Raw genomic sequence first — 16,623 nt, 5'->3', positions numbered from 1 at the left:
GATCAGGCCCCGCCCCCATGGTCGTCAGGCGGTCGCGTCCGCGAAGCGCTGCGACACCGTGTTCCAGTTCACCACGTCCCACCACGCCTTCAGATAGCCGGGGCGGTCGTTCTTGTAGGTGAGGTAATAGGCGTGCTCCCACACGTCGTTGCCGAGCAGCGGCGTGCCCTTGGTATCGACCACGTCCATCAGCGGGTTGTCCTGATTGGGCGTCGAGGTGACCTTGAGCGTGCCGCTCGCGTCGACGATCAGCCAGGCCCAGCCCGAGCCGAACTGGCCCGCGCCCTTGGTGTTGAACTCTTCCTTGAGCTTATCGAGCCCGCCGAAGTCGCGGTCGATCGCCGCCTGAAGCTCGGCCGAGGGCTGGCCGCGCTCGTCCGCCGCGCCCATCGTCTTCCAGAAGAAGTCGTGGTTCCAGTAACCGCCGCCATTGTTGCGCACCAGCGTCGACGCCGACGAGATGCTGGCCAGGATCTCCTCGATCGACTTGCCCTCGAGCCCGTCCTTCTCGACGCCCTCGTTCAGCTTGGCGGTATAGGCGGCGTGATGCTTGTCGTGGTGGAACGTCATCGTTTCCTTGTCGATGGTCGGTTCCAGCGCGTCATAGGCATAGGGCAGCGGCGGCAGTTCGAAGGCCATGGAAGCTTCCTCCTGGGATAAGGCGATCGGGTTCGGCGAAGGAACGCCGTCGACCCTCAATGGGTCCGCCGCCATCGTTTCGCAACCGTACCGCGGCGCTTTGTCGCGCGTGGCGATTGATCCGGCGCGCGGGGCGTGGAAGGAGGTTGCCAACGATACGAAAGCGGGGAGTGAAGGCGATGTCGATCTGGGGTCCGCGAAAGGGGCTGGAGGCAGCCGCGCATCCGGGTGGCGGCCTGCGCAAGACGTTGGGCTGGCCGCACCTGATCGCGCTGGGCGTCGGCGCGATCGTCGGCACCGGCATCTATACGCTGACCGGCGTCGGCGCGGAGCGTGCGGGACCGGCGGTGATCCTGGCCTTCGCGATCGCCGGTGCGGTCTGTGCATGCGCCGCGCTCGCCTATGCCGAGCTCGCGACCATGATCCCCGCGGCGGGCAGCGCCTATACCTTCAGCTATGCCGCGATCGGTGAGACGGTCGCCTGGATCGTCGGCTGGGCGCTCATCATCGAATATTCGCTGGTCTGTTCGACCGTCGCGGTCGGCTGGTCCGGCTATCTGGTCGGATGGCTGCAATCGGCGGGCGTGTCGCTGCCCCCCGCGCTGCTGGCCGGGCCGCATGCCGGCGGGCTCCTCAACCTGCCGGCGGTGCTGGTCGCGCTGGCGGTGATGGGGATGCTGATCGCCGGCACGCGCGAGAGCGCGACGCTCAACATCATCCTCGTCGCGATCAAGCTGGTCGCGCTGACCGTCTTCGTCGTCTTCGCCGCGCCCGCCTTCGATGCGGACAATCTCAGCCCCTTCATGCCCTATGGCTTCGGGTCGAGCGAGATCGACGGGACGCAGCGCGGGGTGATGGCGGCGGCGGCGATCGTGTTCTTCGCCTTTTACGGCTTCGACACTGTCGCCACCTCGGCCGAGGAAGCGAAGAACCCGACGCGCGATCTCAAGATCGGCATCGTCGGGTCGATGATCGCCTGCACGAGCATCTACATGATCATCGCGTTGGCCGCGGTGGGGGCGATGCCGTTCCGCCAGCTCGCCGACTCGCCCGAGCCGCTGGCGCTGGTGCTGCGGTCGGTGGGTCAGGTGACCGCGGCGCAGGGTATCGCGCTCGCCGCGGTCGTCGCGCTCCCGTCGGTCATTCTCGTCTTCATGTACGGGCAGAGCCGTGTGTTCCTGGCGATGGCGCGCGACGGGCTGCTGCCGCAATGGCTGGCCAAGCTCAGCGCCAAGGGCGCACCGATCCGCATCACGCTGCTATCGGGCCTCGTCAGCGCGTCGATTGCGGGGTTCTTTCCGATCGCGGAGTTGGCGGAGCTCGCCAATGCCGGCACGCTGGTCGCGTTCATCGCGGTGGCGGCGTGCATGATGATCCTGCGCCGCACCGCGCCCGACATGCCGCGCCTGTTCCGCTGCCCCGCCCCGATGCTGGTTGGGACGCTGGCGATCGCCGGCTGCCTCTATCTGTTCGCCAGCCTGCCCGCGACGACGCAGGGCCGGTTCGCGATCGCGACGGTGATCGGGCTGGCGATCTATCTGGCATATGGCCGCCGTAACAGCCGGTTGCGGGTGGGTTGATGTGCTCCCGCGAAGGCGGGAGCACGGACGGCGCCTAGACCGTCCAGATCAGCACGTTCGCCAGCGTGACGAGCGCCGCCAGCGCCATCAGCACCGGCTTCTGCCGCTCGCCGCGGCGCCAGAGCAGGACGGCGCCGATGAACAGCGCGAACACGCCGATCATCGCGATGGCGAGCAGGGCGGAGGCGGTGGCGGAGGGTGCGGGCATCAGGCGGGCTCCGCCACGACCGCGGCCTCCCCGGCCAGCACGCGGGCATAGTCGCCGGGATCGGTGTTCCCCCCCGACAACAGCACCAGCGTCCCCGGCCGGGCCTCGACCCGCCGAGACAGGAGCGCCGCCAGCGCCACCGCGCCGCCCGGCTCCACCACCAGCCGCAGCTTGGTCGCGGCCCAGCGCTGCGCATCGCGCACCTCGCGCTCGGTGACCGCCACGCCGGTCGCGCCGCGGCGCGCGAGCACCTCGAACGTCCGTTCGCTCACGCGCGTGGTCTGGAGCGCATCGCAAGCGGTCGGCGGCGCGCCCTCGCCCACCGGCTCGATCCAGCCGGCGTCCAGGCTGCGCGCCATGTCGTCCCATCCTTCGGGCTCGGCCGTGACGATCGCCGCGTCCGGCAGCGCCAGCGCCAGCCCTGCGGCAAGCCCGCCGCCGCCGCACGGCACGACCACGCGCTCGATCGGGCCGAAGCCCTGCGCCTCGGCCTGGCGCGCCGCCTCGATCCCGGCGCTCCCCTGCCCCTCGATGATCCACGGATCGTCGAAGCTCGGCACCAGAACCGCGCCGCGCGCATGTGCCAGATGCGCGGCGATCTTCTCCCGGCTTTCGGTTTTGCGGTCGTAACTGACCACTTCGCCGCCCATGGCCAACGTCGCGTCCCGTTTCACCTTGGGTGCGTCGGCCGGCATCACGATGACACAGGGCATGCCCAAGCGACGCGCCGCCCACGCCACACCCTGCGCATGGTTGCCCGACGAGAAGGCGACCACGCCCTTCGCGCGATCCTCATCGGCGATCGCGGTCAGCCGGTGCCACGCGCCGCGCAGCTTGAACGCACCCATCGGCTGGAGAGATTCCGCCTTGAACGCAACGGCTTGGCCGTGGACGTCGACCACGAACAGCGGGCTGGCCGGCAGGATCGCCGCAACCTTGGCGGCGGCGTCGCGAACCCCTGCTCTCGTCGGTTGTCGCAGAAACGTCACAAATCGCCTCGTCGCCCAAAAAGCCGTGCAGAATCGCTTTACACCCCGGGGGGTGGACCCTATGTGCCCCCTCCGCTGCCCCATGGGACTTCCAACCGCAAGGCAGCTTTTGTCACCGTATGCCGAAAGGCAATTGGAGGTCCCTTGAATTGGCCAAGCATCATCGCGCGCTGGGGGTAGCTCGTACCCTTCGACCGGTTCAGCCGGTAACGCTGGTTCGTCCGCACGCTGCGGCTCGTGCGGCTCGGTTCTTCGTCGAGAAGTTCCCGGGTCGGACGCTCTATGCCGTCAAGGCGAACCCGTCGCCCGACTTACTCCAGATCCTGTGGGACAACGGGGTCACGCATTACGACGTGGCATCGATCGGCGAAGTGCGGCTGGTTTCGCGCACGCTGCCTGACGCCACGCTCTGCTTCATGCACCCGGTCAAGGCCGAGGAGGCGATCGCCGAGGCTTATTTCAAGCACGGCGTGCGCACCTTCTCGCTCGACACGATCGAGGAGCTGGAGAAGATCGTTCGCGCGACCAAGGCGGCCGAGGATCTGACGCTGTGCGTCCGCATCCGCGTCTCGTCCGAGCTGTCGAAGCTCAGCCTAGCGTCGAAGTTCGGTGCGGGCCCGGGCGAGACCAAGGACCTCTTGTTCGCCGCACGTCAGGCCGCCGACACGCTAGGCATCTGCTTCCACGTCGGTAGCCAGGCGATGTCGCCCGACGCCTATGCCCAGGCGATGGAGCGCGTCCGCATGGCGATCGTCGAGGCGGCGGTGACGGTCGACGTCATCGACGTCGGCGGCGGCTTCCCGTCGGCCTACCCCGGCATGGAGCCCCCGCCGCTCGAGCGTTATTTCGAGACGATCCACCGCGCGTTCGAGAGCCTGCCGATCTCCTATTCGGCCGAGCTCTGGGCCGAGCCCGGCCGCGCGCTGTGCGCCGAGTACAGCTCGCTGATCGTGCGTGTCGAGAAGCGCCGCGGCGATGAGCTCTACATCAACGACGGCGCGTATGGCGCGCTGTTCGATGCCGCGCATGTCGGCTGGCGCTTCCCCGTCCAGCTGCTGCGCGACCAGGACAGCCGTGCCAAGGACCTGGCGTTCAGCTTCTACGGGCCGACCTGCGACGACCTCGACCACATGGCCGGGCCGTTTGACCTGCCCGCCGACGTCGATACGGGCGACTATATCGAGGTCGGGATGCTCGGCGCCTATGGCTCGGCGATGCGTACCGCATTCAACGGCTTCGGCACCGACGAGACCATCGAGGTGACCGACGAGCCGATGGCTACGCTGTACGGCGGGCTTGAGGACGAGGCCGACACCGGCAACGTCGTTCGACTGGGCGCGCGCCGGGGCTGATCCTGGGCTCTTGGACAGAAAAGGGCGGCGGAGGCGAAGGCTTCCGCCGCCTTTCTTGTTTTAAGTGCCGACGCCCGCCTCCCGTTTGTCCAGAGTAGCCATCAAGTAGCCGCAAAGCGGCGTATCGAGACGGCGTATCGAAGGACAGGTTGGCGCGCGGAACCGTACTTCGATACGAGTCCTCGATAAGCGCCTACGCCGCTACTCGGCCTCTACTCAGCACGAACGGTGGTTGCTGGGAACGGGAGACGCGCTCAGGACGACCTAAACCCGTCCCACACAAGACTCGCGTCGCATTCCGACGCCGTGGCTATGCAAGTCCCACAAGGCGATGCGGGGAGAACCCGTCCGCGATCCACCTCCCCCGTTCGTCCTGAGTAGCCGTCGAGTAGCGGCGCAAGCCGCGTATCGAAATGGCGTATCGAAGGACAGGTTGGTGCGCGCAACCGTACTTCGATACGAGCCCTCGATATGCTGCTTGCGCAGCTACTCGGTCTCTACTCAGCACGAATGGGGTGGGTGGTTCTACGGGGCGTTACGACAACCGATCCCGGAACGTCTCCCACCCGAACTCGCGCACCATCTCCAGGCTGTCGTCGCGCGAGTCCCACAGCGCGATGCCGGGCAGCGGCACACCGTTGAAGGTCGTCGTCTTGACCATCGAGTAATGCGCCTGATCCAGGAACGCGATCCGCGCGCCCGGCGCCGGCCGCTCGGCGAAGCGATAGTCGCCGAGGATGTCGCCGGCCAGGCACGACGGCCCGCCGAGGCGCACGACGACGCCCTCGTCCGCTTCGCCCAGCATCGCCGGGCGATAGGGCGCTTCGATCACGTCGGGCATGTGGCAGGTCGCGGAAATGTCGACGATGCCGACCGCCATGCCATTGTCGATCACGTCGACCACCTCGCCCACCAGGATACCCGCGTCGAACGCGATCGCCTCGCCGGGCTCGAGATAAACCTCGAGACCCGTGTCGGCCTTCACGCCTCGCAGGAACTCGACCAGATCGTCGCGCTGGTAGTCGGCGCGGGTGATATGGTGCCCACCGCCGAAGTTCAGCCATTTGAGCTGGCCGAGGAACGGCTCGATCCGCGGGCGCAGCGCTTCCCAGGTGCGGCGGAGCGGCGGGAAGTCCTGCTCGCACAGCGAATGGATGTGAAGCCCCGTCACCCCCTCCAGATCGGCGGCGGTGAGCTGGTCGGCCGGATGGCCGAGCCGCGAGTGCGGCTGGGCCGGGTCGTATTTCGGCACCTCGCCCTCGGCATGCATCGGGTTGAGGCGCAGACCCACGTCGAACTGCGCGCCTGCATCGCGAGCGGCCTGCAACTCGGCGGCGAAGCGGCGGTGCTGGCCGGGCGAATTGAAGATGACATGGTCCGACAGCGCACAGACCTCGGCGATCTGGTCGGCCTTGTAGCCCGCACAGAAGGTCGCGACCTCGCCCGTATAGTGCCCCGCCGCCAGCCGCGCTTCCCACAGGCCCGACGTCGCCGTGCCGTCTAGGTATTGGCCGACCAGAGGTCCAAGCGACCACATCGAGAACGCCTTGAGCGCCAGCAGCACCTTCACGCCCGCCCGGTCGCGGACGTCCGCCAAGATCGACAGGTTACGCTCGATCGCCGCCTTGTCGACGACGAAGCAGGGGCTCGGCACCCGGGCGAGGTCGAAGCGGGCAAACGCCCCCGCGCCGCCCGACTTGGTGGTCATCGGCGCCGCGGCGCGGGTGTCGTTGGGTTTCATGTTCATTCCATCAGAAGAACGTCACCCCAGCGCAGGCTGGGGTGACGGCTCGACTCAGAACCGCAGCGGCTCGGGCAGTTCCTTCACCTGCCAGGGCAGGCCATGCTGGTTGAGCATGTCCATGAAAGGGTCGGGATCGAACTCCTCCATGTTGAAAACGCCGGTGCCGCGCCACTGGTCGTTCAGCATCAGCGCCGCGCCGATCATCGCCGGCACGCCGGTGGTGTAGCTCACCGCCTGGTTGCCGGTCTCGGCATAGGCGTCCTCGTGATCGCAGACATTATAGACATAGACGGTCTTCTCCGCCCCGTCCTTCATGCCCGTGGCGATGTCGCCGATGTTGGTCTTGCCCTTGGTCGTCTCGCCCAGCGTCGAGGGTTCGGGCAGCACCGCCTTTAGAAACTGAAGCGGGATCACCTCTCGCCCTTCGTACATCACCGGTTCGATCGAGGTCATGCCGACGTTCTGGAGCACGCGCAGGTGCGTCAGATACTGCTCGCCGAACGTCATCCAGAAGCGCGCGCGCTTGATCTCGGGGATGTGCTTGACGAGGCTTTCGAGCTCCTCGTGGTACATCAAGTACATGTTCTTCGCGCCGACCTGGTCGAAGATGAACACCTGACGCTCGCTGAGCGCGGGCGTCTCGACCCAGCCGCCACCTTCCCAGTGCCGCGCGGGCGCGGTCACTTCGCGGATGTTGATTTCGGGATTGAAGTTGGTCGCGAAATGCTGGCCGTGGTCGCCGCCGTTGCAATCGAGGATGTCGAGCGTCTCGATCGTGTCGAGCAGGTGCTTCCTGATATAGGTCGCGAACACGCTGGTGACGCCCGGATCGAAGCCCGAACCGAGCAGCGCCATCAGGCCGGCTTCCTTGAAGCGATCCTGATACGCCCACTGCCAACCATATTCGAACTTGGCCTCGTCGCGCGGCTCGTAATTGGCGGTGTCGAGATAGTCGGTGCCGGTCTTGAGGCACGCCTCCATCAGGTTGAGGTCCTGATAGGGGAGCGCCAGGTTGACGAGCAGCTTGGGCTTGACCTGCTCGATCAACCGCGCGGTCGCGTCGACGTCGTCGGCATCGACTTCGGCCGTGTCGATGTCGGCGCCGAAGCGCTCCTTGACCGACTGCGCGATCGCATCGCACTTGAACTTGCGGCGACTGGCGAGCGTCACCTTGCCGAACAGCTCGGGGTTCTTCGCCATCTTGTGCACCGCGACGGAGGAAACGCCGCCCGCACCGATCACCAGAACGTCTTTCACCTGAGAGCCTTTCGCGCGAGTAAGGGGATCGCGGCCCCATATGGGACCGGGCCACGGGATGCAAAGCCTTGCGCGGGGATGTGAAGCCGCGATGACAATGATGGAGGGGACGACGATGGATCGACGGACTGTATTGGGCATGGGTGCCGGACTGATCGCGGCAGGCGCCGCGCGGGCGCAGACCGGCGACGATCGGCCGAGCGACCTGCCCTGGCCGCCGCGCGAGACGTTCGACCTGTGGCCGGGCAAGGCGCCGGGAATGCCCGCCAAGCTGCCCAGCCTCGTCCGCTACGGCCCCGCCGGGCGCGAGCTGTGGCTGCGCGGCATCGCCAAGCCGACGCTGTCGGTCTATCGCCCCGCCAACCCCAACGGCATCGGCATCCTCTCGATCCCCGGCGGCGGCTATGCCTTCGTCTCGGTCGAGAATGAGGGGCACAATGTCGCCAAGGTGCTCAATCCGCTCGGCTTCACCGTCTTCGCGCTCGTCTATCGCCTGCCGGGTGAAGGCTGGGCGAACCGCGCGGACGTACCGCTCCAGGACGCGCAGCGGGCGATGCGGATCATCCGGTCGCGGGCGGGCGCGTTCGGGATCGACCCCAAGAAGCTCGGCATCCTCGGCTTCTCGGCCGGCGGGCATCTCGGCGCCGCGTTGTCGACCGCGTACAACGATCCGGTTTACGAGCCCGTCGACGCGACGGATCGCATGCCGGCACGGCCGGACTTCTCGGGCCTCGTCTATCCGGTGACGACGCTGGCGGAAACCGGCTCGCCCAGCCGGTCGCGCGCCAACCTGCTCGGCCCGTCGGTGATGAACGAGGCCGCGGCGCGGTACGACACGGTGCGCCGCGTCGATGCGAATACCCCGCCGCTGTTCCTGCTCCACGCCGCCGACGACCCGATCGTCCCGCTGGAAATGAGCACCGCGATGATCGCGGCGGCGCGCACGTCGGGCGTGTCGATCGCGGCGCATTTCTACGACAAGGGCGGCCATGGTTTCGGCATGGCGCTCGACCCGCAGCATCCCGCGCATGGCTGGGGCGCGCTGTACGCGACCTGGGCGAACCGGATGGCGGCGGGGGGTTAGTCTCTGTCCTGCTTGGCTCTGGACCCCGGCCTTCGCCGTGGTGGGAGCGAATGCGATGGCCCAAGGGGTCACCACCCCGGCGCACGCCGGGGTCCAGGGCCAAGCACAACGACGCCCGTAACTGCCGAAACCAACTTGCCCCGCCCCGCCCCAGCGCATAGCGTCCTCGCAAAATCAGGAGGTTCGCTTGGTCGTTTCCACTCGCTTGCTGTTGTCCGCCGCCCTGCTCCTGCCGCTCCCGCTCGTCGCCTCGGCGCAGCAGGCGCCCGCCGCCGCCACCGGGGCCGAGGCGGAGGACACCCGGCTCAACGCCTTCCTCGACGCCGCGTTCGACGCGTCGACCGCGCTCAGCCCGGAGCAGACCACGTCGCTGGGCGGCAAGGCGAACTACGACAAGCTTGACGACTATACCGGCCGCACGGGCGAGCAGCGGATGCAGATGGCGGAGGCGACGCTCGCCGAGATGAAGCGTCGCTTCGATCCGGCAAAACTCGGGACGCAGGGCAAGCTCACCTACCGCCTTTACGAGTTCCAGGTCGCCAACCAGCGCCGCCAGTTCGAATGGCGCGACTATAGCTTCCCCGTTTCCACCAACGGCAGCCCGGCGGGCGAGATCCCCGTCTTCCTCATCAACAACCACAAGGTGGCGAGCGTCGCCGATGCCGAGGCGTATATCGCCCGCATCCGCGAGACCGAGCGCGCGATGCGCGAGGTCGCGGCGAAGATGCGGATGCAGGCGGCCAAGGGCATCATCCCGCCGCAGATGGTGTTCGCCCCCGCCCGTGCCGATGCGAAGAAGGTGCTGGTCGGCGCACCCTTCTCCGCGGGCCCCGACAGCACGGTGATGGCCGACTTCGCCAAGAAGGTCGCCGCGCTCGACGCGCCCGCCGCCACCAAGGAAAAGCTGCTCGCCGACGCGCGCACCGCGCTGACCGGCCCGTTCAAGACCGGCTACGACACGCTGTTCGCCGCGCTGGACGAGATCGAGGCGAAGGCCAAGGGCAATAACGGCGCGTGGAGCCTGCCGCGCGGTGACGCCTATTACGCCGCGCGCCTCTACAACTTCACGACCACCGACCTCACCGCCGATCAGATCCACCAGCTCGGCCTGCGCCAGGTCGCCAGCATCCGCGCTGAGATGGACGCGATCCGCAAGCAGACCGGATTCAAGGGCGACCTGAAGGCGTTCTTCGCCTTCATCCGCGACGATCCGCGTTTCAAATACGAGAATAGCGAGGCGGGCAAGGAGGCGTATCTCGCCGACGCCCGCGCCACCATCGCCGAGGTGATGGGCAAGGCGCCGAAATGGTTCAGCGTGCTGCCCAAGGCGCCGCTGGAGGTCCGCGCGGTCGAGAAATGGCGCGAGGCGACCGCTTCCACCGCCTTCTACAACCGCCCTGCCCCCGACGGCTCGAGGCCCGGGATCTACTACGTCAACCTCGCCGACATGAGCCAGGTGCAGAAGGTCCAGAACTCGGGCATCTCGGTGCACGAGGGCGCGCCCGGCCACCATTTTCAGATCGCCCGCGCGCAGGAGCTGGCGGGCCTGCCGAAGTTCCGCAAGCTTGGCGGCTACAGCGCCTATACCGAGGGATGGGGCCTCTATTCGGAACGGCTGGCGGACGAGATGGGGATCTACAAGGATCCCTATCAGCGGTTCGGCATGCTCTCGCTCCAGATGTGGCGCGCGATCCGACTGGTCGTCGACACCGGCATGCATTCGAAGCGCTGGACGCGCGAGCAGGCGCAGCAATACTTCCGCGACAATTCATCGTTGTCGGAGATTGACCTTAAGCGTGAGGTCGACCGCTACATGAACAACCCCGGCCAGGCGACCAGCTACATGGTCGGCCAGCTCAAGATCGCCGAGCTACGCGACCGCGCGAAGAAGGCGCTCGGCCCCAAGTTCGACATCCGCGACTTCCACGAGGCGGTGCTGGCAAACGGCATCATGCCGCTGGAAGTGCTGGAGCAGGTGGTCGACGCGTACATCGCGGCGAAGAAGGGGTAATCGTCGTCACCCCGGCCTTGAGCCGGGGTCCCGCTTCTTGTTCAGCGCGGCAAGAAGAAAGCGGGATCCCGGATCAAGTCCGGGATGACGGTTGAAGGAGCGGCGCCTCCCGTTGCTTGTGCCCCGGCGGAGGCCGGGGCCCAGTCGGGAAGGCTTGGGTGGAAGCCACCAACGTCCCCCAACTGGACCCCGGCCTTCGCCGGGGTACATGGTTTATGAGGCAGCGGCGCTTGCCATACTCAGCCGCGCCATCGCCCAAACCGCCGCTTCCCGCACCACGTCATCCTCGTCGTCCAGCAGCGCCCGCACCGCCGGCAGCAGCGACGCGTCCCCGCCGTTCCCCGCCGCGATCAGGCAGTTGCGCACCATCCGGTTGCGCCCGATCCGCTTGATCGGCGAGCCGGCGAACACCTGCCGGAACCCGGCATCGTCGAGCGCCAGCAGCTCCGCCAGCGACGGCGCGACCAGTTCCGCGCGCGGCCAAAAGGCGCGGTTCGCCGCTGCCGCCGCCGCGAACTTGTTCCAGGGACAGACCGCCAGGCAATCGTCGCAGCCATAGATGCGGTTGCCCATCGCCAACGCGATCTCGTCGGGGATCGGGCCGGCATGCTCGATCGTCCAGTAGGAGATGCAGCGCCGCGCATCGAGGCGATAGGGCGCGGGAAACGCGTCGGTGGGGCATGCGCGCTGGCACGCGTCGCACGATCCGCACCGGTCGCGCCCGCCGCCCTCCCCGGCCAGCTCCAGCGTCGTGTAGATCGCGCCTAGGAACAGCCAGCTCCCATGCGCCTGGCTGACGAGATTGGTGTGCTTGCCCTGCCAGCCGAGCCCCGCCGCTTCCGCCAGCGGCTTTTCCATGACGGGCGCGGTGTCGACGAACACCTTGAGCTCGCATCCCGCCTCGGCGACCAGCCACCGGCCGAGTGCCTTCAGCGCCTTCTTGACGATGTCGTGATAGTCGGCCCCTTGCGCATAGACCGAGATGCGCCCGCGATCCCCCACCCCCTCGAGCGCCAGCGGATCGACCGCGGGGGCATAGCTCATGCCGAGCGCGATGACGCTGCGCACCTCGGGCCAGAGGCCGGCCGGGCTCGCGCGCTGGTCGGCGCGGCCCTCCATCCAGATCATGCTGCCGTGGCACCCATCGGCCAGCCATTGCCGCAGCCGCTCGCCGGTCCGGGGCGCGGCGTCCGCGCGCGCGAAGCCGCAGGCGGCAAAGCCGAGCTCGGCCGCCTTGTCGCGGATGCGGTCCTCAATCGACTTGTGCATGGCCACGCGCGCCCGCTACCAGTTTCGCAGCGATCAGGCGAATGGCGCGTGATTGCAGGGGGATCGACGTTGCAGGCACCCGAACTGGCGCTTCAGGCGCATGGGCTGGTCAAAAGGTTCGGCGACCGGCGCGTGGTCGACGGCATCGACATCGCGGTACCCGCGAACAGCATCTATGGCGTGCTCGGCCCCAATGGCGCGGGCAAGACGACGACGCTGCGCATGCTGCTCGGCATCCTGGAGCCCGACCAGGGCGAACGCACCCTGCTCGGCCACGCGCGCCCGCGCGAGGCCAGCGACCGCGTCGGCTATCTGCCCGAGGAACGCGGCCTCTATCCCGGCATGCGCGCCAAGGAGGCGATCGCATTCATGGGCGCGCTGCGCGGGCTCGACTGGCGGACGGGCCGCAAGCGGGCGGAGACGATGCTGGAGGAAGCCGGGATCGGTCACGCCGCCGACGAGAAGATCCGCAAGCTGTCCAAGGGCATGGCGCAGCTCGTCCAGTTGCTCGGCTCGGTCGTCCACGAACCCGACTTCATCGTCCTCGACGAACCTTTCTCGGGCCTCGACCCCGTCAACCAGGACCGGCTGGAGCGTCTGATCCGCGTCCAGCGCGATCGCGGCGCAACGATCCTGTTCTCGACCCACGTCATGGCCCATGCCGAGCGGCTGTGCGACCGGCTGACCATCATCGCGCGCGGGCGGGCACGGTTCGAGGGGACCGTTGCCGACGCACGCGCCACGCTGCCTTACCGCGCGCACTATGTCCCGCATTTTGCGCACGAGGGCCTGCCCGCGCTACTGCCGAACGACGCCGTGAAGGAGGGCGACGGCTGGCGCTTCGTCGTACCCGACGAGGGGATCGAGCCGCTGCTCTCCCGGCTGATCGCCGCAGGGCACGGCATTTCTGGCCTCTCGATCGAGCGGCCCAGCCTGCACGACGTCTTCGTCCGCATCGTCGGCCCCGAAGCGCTCAACGACGAGGTGGCGGCATGAGCAACCTCAAACGCCTGACGCGCCAGACGCTGACGATCGCCCGGCGCGACTTCACCTCTACGGTGTTCACGCCGACGTTCCTCCTGTTCCTGTTCGCGCCCTTCCTGTTCATGGGGCTGTCGGCGGCAATCGGCGGCATGGGCGCGGCGAGCATCGCCGAGCGGGGCGAGCGCAACCTTCGCATCGTCGCGATCGTCACGCCGGCCGACCGCGCCGCCCTGATCGCCGCCGACCGCAGCCTGCGCGGGATCTTTCGCGAGCGCGATGCGCCGCCGGTTCTCGACCTGCGCACCCCGACCGGCGATGCCGAACGTCAGGCGCGCGCCGCACTCGACAGCCGCACGACGCAGGTGACGGCGGTGCTTTTCGGCGCGCTCGACCGGCCGACCGTGCTCCACGCGCCGATCGGCACGCGCTCGGCCGCCTATCTCGCCTCGCTCGCCGACCAGGCGCTGCGGATCGAGGCGAGCGGCGCCGCGCCGCGCAGCACCGCGCGGCTGGTCGAGGTCGCGCGCGCCCGCGCCGCCCCCGTCAGCCGCGACGAGGGCGGCTTCTTCGCCGTGTTCGCATTGTTCTTCCTCACGCTCCTTCTCGCGGGCCAGGTCGTCTCGTCGATGGCGGAGGAGCGGTCGAACAAGGTGATTGAGGTGCTCGCCGCCGCCGTTCCGCTGGAGGCGGTGTTCCTGGGCAAGCTGGTCGGCATGTTCGGTGTCGCGCTGACCTTCGTCGCGTTCTGGGGCACGATTGCTGCCAACGTCGCGAGCGTGCTGCCCGGCAATGTCGGTGCGGCGCTCGCGGGGATGGCGCCGGCGCTCGGCGGCCCGGCGTTCGCGGCGTTGTTCGTCGCCTATTTCACCATGGCCTATCTGCTGCTCGGCGCGGTGTTCCTTGGCGTCGGGTCACAGGCGGCGACCCCGCGCGAGATCCAGATGCTATCGCTGCCGATCACGATCTTTCAGGTCGCGATGTTCGGGTTGGCGAGCGCGGCTGCCGCCAATCCCGATGGCTGGGTGGCGAGCGCGGCGGCGATCTTCCCGTTCAGTTCACCGTTCGCCATGGTCGCACGCGCGGCGAGCGACGGCGCGGTCATGCCGCACGTCCTCGCGCTCGGCTGGCAGCTCGCCTGGGTGGCGCTGACCGTCACGATCGGCGCACGCGCCTTTCGGCGCGGCGTGCTCCAGTCGGCCGGCCCCAAGTTCCGGTGGCGGAAGGGAAAAGCCAGGGCCTGACGCGTCAGGCCGCCACCGCATCCCCGGCACAAGCGTCTCGTTCCGCTGCGACGGCGGCGGGTCGGGCGCGGCCCATCGTCCAGTTGCCCTGCATCCGCACCTTCGGATTGGGCGCACACCAGATCTCGCCATTGGCGTCGAGCGCGGTGACCCAGATCAAATTGTGTTCCGGCCCGTAATCGATCACCGCAAAAGCGAGTCCGGGTCCGCGTTCGAGGACATGGACGGGAATTGGCGGGTTAAGCTGCTGGAATGACATACGTCTGGCCTCCAGCCGCATAGCGCGTCAACCTATGTTGCGGTTCCGCGCGCCGCGCCCATATCAATTCCCATGTCGACGCCCCTTCCCGATCGCCGCGGCTTCCTCTCGAGTGCGGCACTGGCCGTGCTCGCCACCGCTTGCGGCTCGCCGCCCTCGCGCGCGGCGGAACGCTATCCGTTCATGTTGAGCGATGCCGAGTGGCGAAAGCGCCTGTCGCCCGCGGCGTACGGCGTGCTGCGGGATGGGGATACCGAGCGGCCATACAGCTCGCCGCTCAACAAGGAAAAACGGCGGGGCATCTTCAGCTGCGCCGGGTGCGAGCTGCCGCTGTTCCTATCCTCGACCAAGTTCGAAAGCGGGACCGGCTGGCCGAGCTTCTATGCCGCGCGCGACAATGCGGTGATCGAGCGTGCGGACAACACGCTGGGGATGCGCCGGACCGAGATCCTGTGTCGCCGCTGCGGCGGGCATCTGGGCCATGTCTTCGACGATGGCCCGCCGCCGACGGGCAAGCGTTACTGCATGAACGGCGTGGCGCTGAGCTTCCGCCCCGCCTGAACCTTATTCGGCGATCACCACCGCGCTGTCGACGGCGACGCGCGCGGCGCTCGCCAGCGTCACCGGGGGCAGTTCGGGCGCCGGGGCCTGCTCGATTGCGGGCGCATCGCCCGAATAGATGAAGCCGCGGGCGGGGTTGCTGCTGGTCCCCAGGCCGCCGATCGGGCCGTACCACACGCGTACTTCGCTCCAATCGTTCGCGGCCGAGACGTCGATCGCGCGGACGTCGGTCTCGATCCCCCCGCGGCGCGACCAGTTGGCGTGGGTCAGCAGCACTTCGCGATCGCTGACGACGCGCGAGACCATCGCGACGTGGCCGAGCGGCATGCGGCGGCTGGACGACATTGCCAGCACCGCACCGACCTTCGGCTTGGTGCCGCGCTCATAGCGGCCGGCCGCCTGGCCCCACCAGGTATTCGCATTGCCATGAATCTGGATGCCCGAAATCTTCCGAGCATAAGGCGCGCACTGCCAGAATTGCGCGAATGCCGGCGTCGCCGTCAAAAAAGCACACGCCACCACCGCGGCGAAACGCGCCGCCAGACCAACCGACTTCATGGAACCCCCGAGTCCCGTTCTTGCCCGAGCGGGTGTTAAGCAGGGGCCGGCGGCCGGGGAAACCCCCGCAACCTGTCGATCCGATGAACGGTGAACGGATGGCGGTAAGTTGAAATGGCGGTTCGGAACTCGCCCTGATCGGCGTGACCCTTAAGGGTGCATCGGCGGAAATCTGCCTCTTTTAGGGTCAGCCTCTCCGACCGTCGCAACGCATGTTGCGTCGCACCACGATCCATGTTTCCTTTCATGAACCGGACGCGACGAAGTGGTTAAGGGGAGCGTTAACCATGAGTTGCTACGGTGAAACGTGCATTGAGCGGGATGGGTGAAGATCAATGGGCGCAAGGATGAAGCCAGCCGAAGGGGCGATGACCCTTTCAGAGATGAAGGAATTTGCGGGGTTTCCCGCCGCGACGCAGCGCTATGTGCGCCGCTCGCTGGATATCGGCCTCGATCGCGACGACGCGCTGTCGCGCTGGTCGCGCGACGTGGTGGAGGCCGCGAGCATCCGCGCCCAGGCGCGCATGTACGATCGCCTGCCGGAAGTCCGCGCGATGGTGCCCGACGACAACGGGCTGGATGCGGTCGAGCCGTTCATGGCGCCGCTCATCACGCTGTCGGCATTCGACCTGGGCCAGGGACGGCTGACCAGCTTCTCGGCGTATCGCTTCCTCTATGAACGGCTGATCGGTGCCGAGGTTCGGCCGTGGCTGCCGGGGGCCTTCTGCTCGGCGGCGGCGCTGCCGACGCTCCACCCCGACCTTCGCCGCCGGCTGCTCCAGTCGATCAGCGAAGCGGCGGCGACGGCGTCGGGCTGGTCCTCTCGCCAGCCGAGCTTCTACCCGGCCTGGGTCGAGAAGGTCGACACGACGGCGTTGCCGAACTGA

General features: G+C 67.9%; 16 protein-coding genes. 8 read left to right on the top strand and 8 right to left on the bottom strand.

Features of this window, described 5'->3' with window-relative positions:
* Positions 1 to 24: 24 nt before the first annotated feature.
* Positions 25 to 639, bottom strand: coding sequence for a superoxide dismutase (locus RS883_RS07625; RefSeq protein WP_315764476.1), 615 nt, complete (start codon positions 637 to 639; stop codon positions 25 to 27).
* A 179-nt stretch (positions 640 to 818) separates the two neighbouring features.
* Here RS883_RS07625 and RS883_RS07620 point away from each other — a divergent pair, with 179 nt between their 5' ends.
* A complete protein-coding gene (locus tag RS883_RS07620) occupies positions 819 to 2,219 on the top strand; it encodes an APC family permease (protein WP_315764473.1) in 1,401 nt (466 codons plus the stop codon).
* 34 nt (positions 2,220 to 2,253) lie between these two features.
* Here RS883_RS07620 and RS883_RS07615 read toward each other — a convergent pair whose 3' ends face one another.
* Positions 2,254 to 2,427, bottom strand: a complete 174-nt coding sequence (locus tag RS883_RS07615) for a hypothetical protein (RefSeq protein ID WP_315764470.1) — start codon at positions 2,425 to 2,427, stop codon at positions 2,254 to 2,256.
* Complete coding sequence (locus RS883_RS07610) at positions 2,427 to 3,416, bottom strand: threonine ammonia-lyase (RefSeq protein WP_315764467.1); 990 nt, start codon at positions 3,414 to 3,416, stop codon at positions 2,427 to 2,429. The genes RS883_RS07615 and RS883_RS07610 overlap by 1 nt, the downstream gene beginning before the upstream one ends.
* 149 nt (positions 3,417 to 3,565) lie before the next feature.
* Between RS883_RS07610 and RS883_RS07605 the strand changes: the two genes are divergently transcribed.
* Positions 3,566 to 4,768: a type III PLP-dependent enzyme gene (locus tag RS883_RS07605; RefSeq protein WP_315764464.1), complete on the top strand. Its 1,203-nt coding sequence runs from the start codon at positions 3,566 to 3,568 to the stop codon at positions 4,766 to 4,768.
* 535 nt (positions 4,769 to 5,303) lie between these two features.
* On the opposite strand, the gene RS883_RS07600 is transcribed toward RS883_RS07605, so the two are convergent.
* Together RS883_RS07600 and RS883_RS07595 are read right to left on the bottom strand one after the other, a co-directional pair.
* Entirely contained in the window at positions 5,304 to 6,476 is a 1,173-nt protein-coding gene (locus RS883_RS07600) for a carboxynorspermidine decarboxylase (RefSeq protein WP_315765026.1), read from the bottom strand.
* 87 nt (positions 6,477 to 6,563) lie between these two features.
* Positions 6,564 to 7,769, bottom strand: coding sequence for a saccharopine dehydrogenase family protein (locus RS883_RS07595; protein ID WP_315764462.1), 1,206 nt, complete (start codon positions 7,767 to 7,769; stop codon positions 6,564 to 6,566).
* A gap of 115 nt (positions 7,770 to 7,884) precedes the next feature.
* On the opposite strand from RS883_RS07595, the gene RS883_RS07590 reads away from it, so the two are divergent.
* Positions 7,885 to 8,853, top strand: coding sequence for an alpha/beta hydrolase (locus RS883_RS07590; RefSeq protein ID WP_315764459.1), 969 nt, complete (start codon positions 7,885 to 7,887; stop codon positions 8,851 to 8,853).
* Between the two features lie 187 nt (positions 8,854 to 9,040).
* Positions 9,041 to 10,864, top strand: coding sequence for a DUF885 domain-containing protein (locus tag RS883_RS07585; RefSeq protein ID WP_409977404.1), 1,824 nt, complete (start codon positions 9,041 to 9,043; stop codon positions 10,862 to 10,864).
* 213 nt (positions 10,865 to 11,077) lie between these two features.
* On the opposite strand, the gene queG is transcribed toward RS883_RS07585, so the two are convergent.
* On the bottom strand, positions 11,078 to 12,133 hold the full coding sequence (gene queG / locus RS883_RS07580; protein ID WP_315764454.1) for a tRNA epoxyqueuosine(34) reductase QueG: 1,056 nt from the start codon (positions 12,131 to 12,133) through the stop codon (positions 11,078 to 11,080).
* A gap of 69 nt (positions 12,134 to 12,202) precedes the next feature.
* Between queG and RS883_RS07575 the strand changes: the two genes are divergently transcribed.
* On the top strand, positions 12,203 to 13,129 hold the full coding sequence (locus RS883_RS07575; protein WP_315764450.1) for an ABC transporter ATP-binding protein: 927 nt from the start codon (positions 12,203 to 12,205) through the stop codon (positions 13,127 to 13,129).
* The gene (locus RS883_RS07570) at positions 13,126 to 14,358 is read left to right on the top strand and encodes an ABC transporter permease (RefSeq protein WP_315764447.1); all 1,233 of its coding nucleotides are present in this window, start codon (positions 13,126 to 13,128) and stop codon (positions 14,356 to 14,358) included. The genes RS883_RS07575 and RS883_RS07570 overlap by 4 nt, the downstream gene beginning before the upstream one ends.
* 4 nt (positions 14,359 to 14,362) lie before the next feature.
* On the opposite strand, the gene RS883_RS07565 is transcribed toward RS883_RS07570, so the two are convergent.
* Positions 14,363 to 14,617, bottom strand: coding sequence for a hypothetical protein (locus RS883_RS07565; protein WP_315765024.1), 255 nt, complete (start codon positions 14,615 to 14,617; stop codon positions 14,363 to 14,365).
* A 72-nt stretch (positions 14,618 to 14,689) separates the two neighbouring features.
* Between RS883_RS07565 and msrB the strand changes: the two genes are divergently transcribed.
* Positions 14,690 to 15,178: a peptide-methionine (R)-S-oxide reductase MsrB gene (gene msrB, locus RS883_RS07560; protein WP_315764444.1), complete on the top strand. Its 489-nt coding sequence runs from the start codon at positions 14,690 to 14,692 to the stop codon at positions 15,176 to 15,178.
* A gap of 3 nt (positions 15,179 to 15,181) precedes the next feature.
* On the opposite strand, the gene RS883_RS07555 is transcribed toward msrB, so the two are convergent.
* Positions 15,182 to 15,736 (bottom strand): CHAP domain-containing protein, encoded by a 555-nt coding sequence (locus RS883_RS07555; protein WP_315764441.1) that lies wholly within the window; start codon positions 15,734 to 15,736, stop codon positions 15,182 to 15,184.
* A gap of 335 nt (positions 15,737 to 16,071) precedes the next feature.
* Here RS883_RS07555 and RS883_RS07550 point away from each other — a divergent pair, with 335 nt between their 5' ends.
* The gene (locus RS883_RS07550) at positions 16,072 to 16,623 is read left to right on the top strand and encodes a hypothetical protein (protein ID WP_315764438.1); all 552 of its coding nucleotides are present in this window, start codon (positions 16,072 to 16,074) and stop codon (positions 16,621 to 16,623) included.

The organism is Sphingomonas sp. Y38-1Y (assembly GCF_032391395.1).
Classification (GTDB): Bacteria; Pseudomonadota; Alphaproteobacteria; order Sphingomonadales; family Sphingomonadaceae; genus Sphingomonas.
The sequence above is the reverse complement of the archived record's forward strand: the minus strand, read 5'-3'. Positions and strand labels throughout refer to the sequence as shown.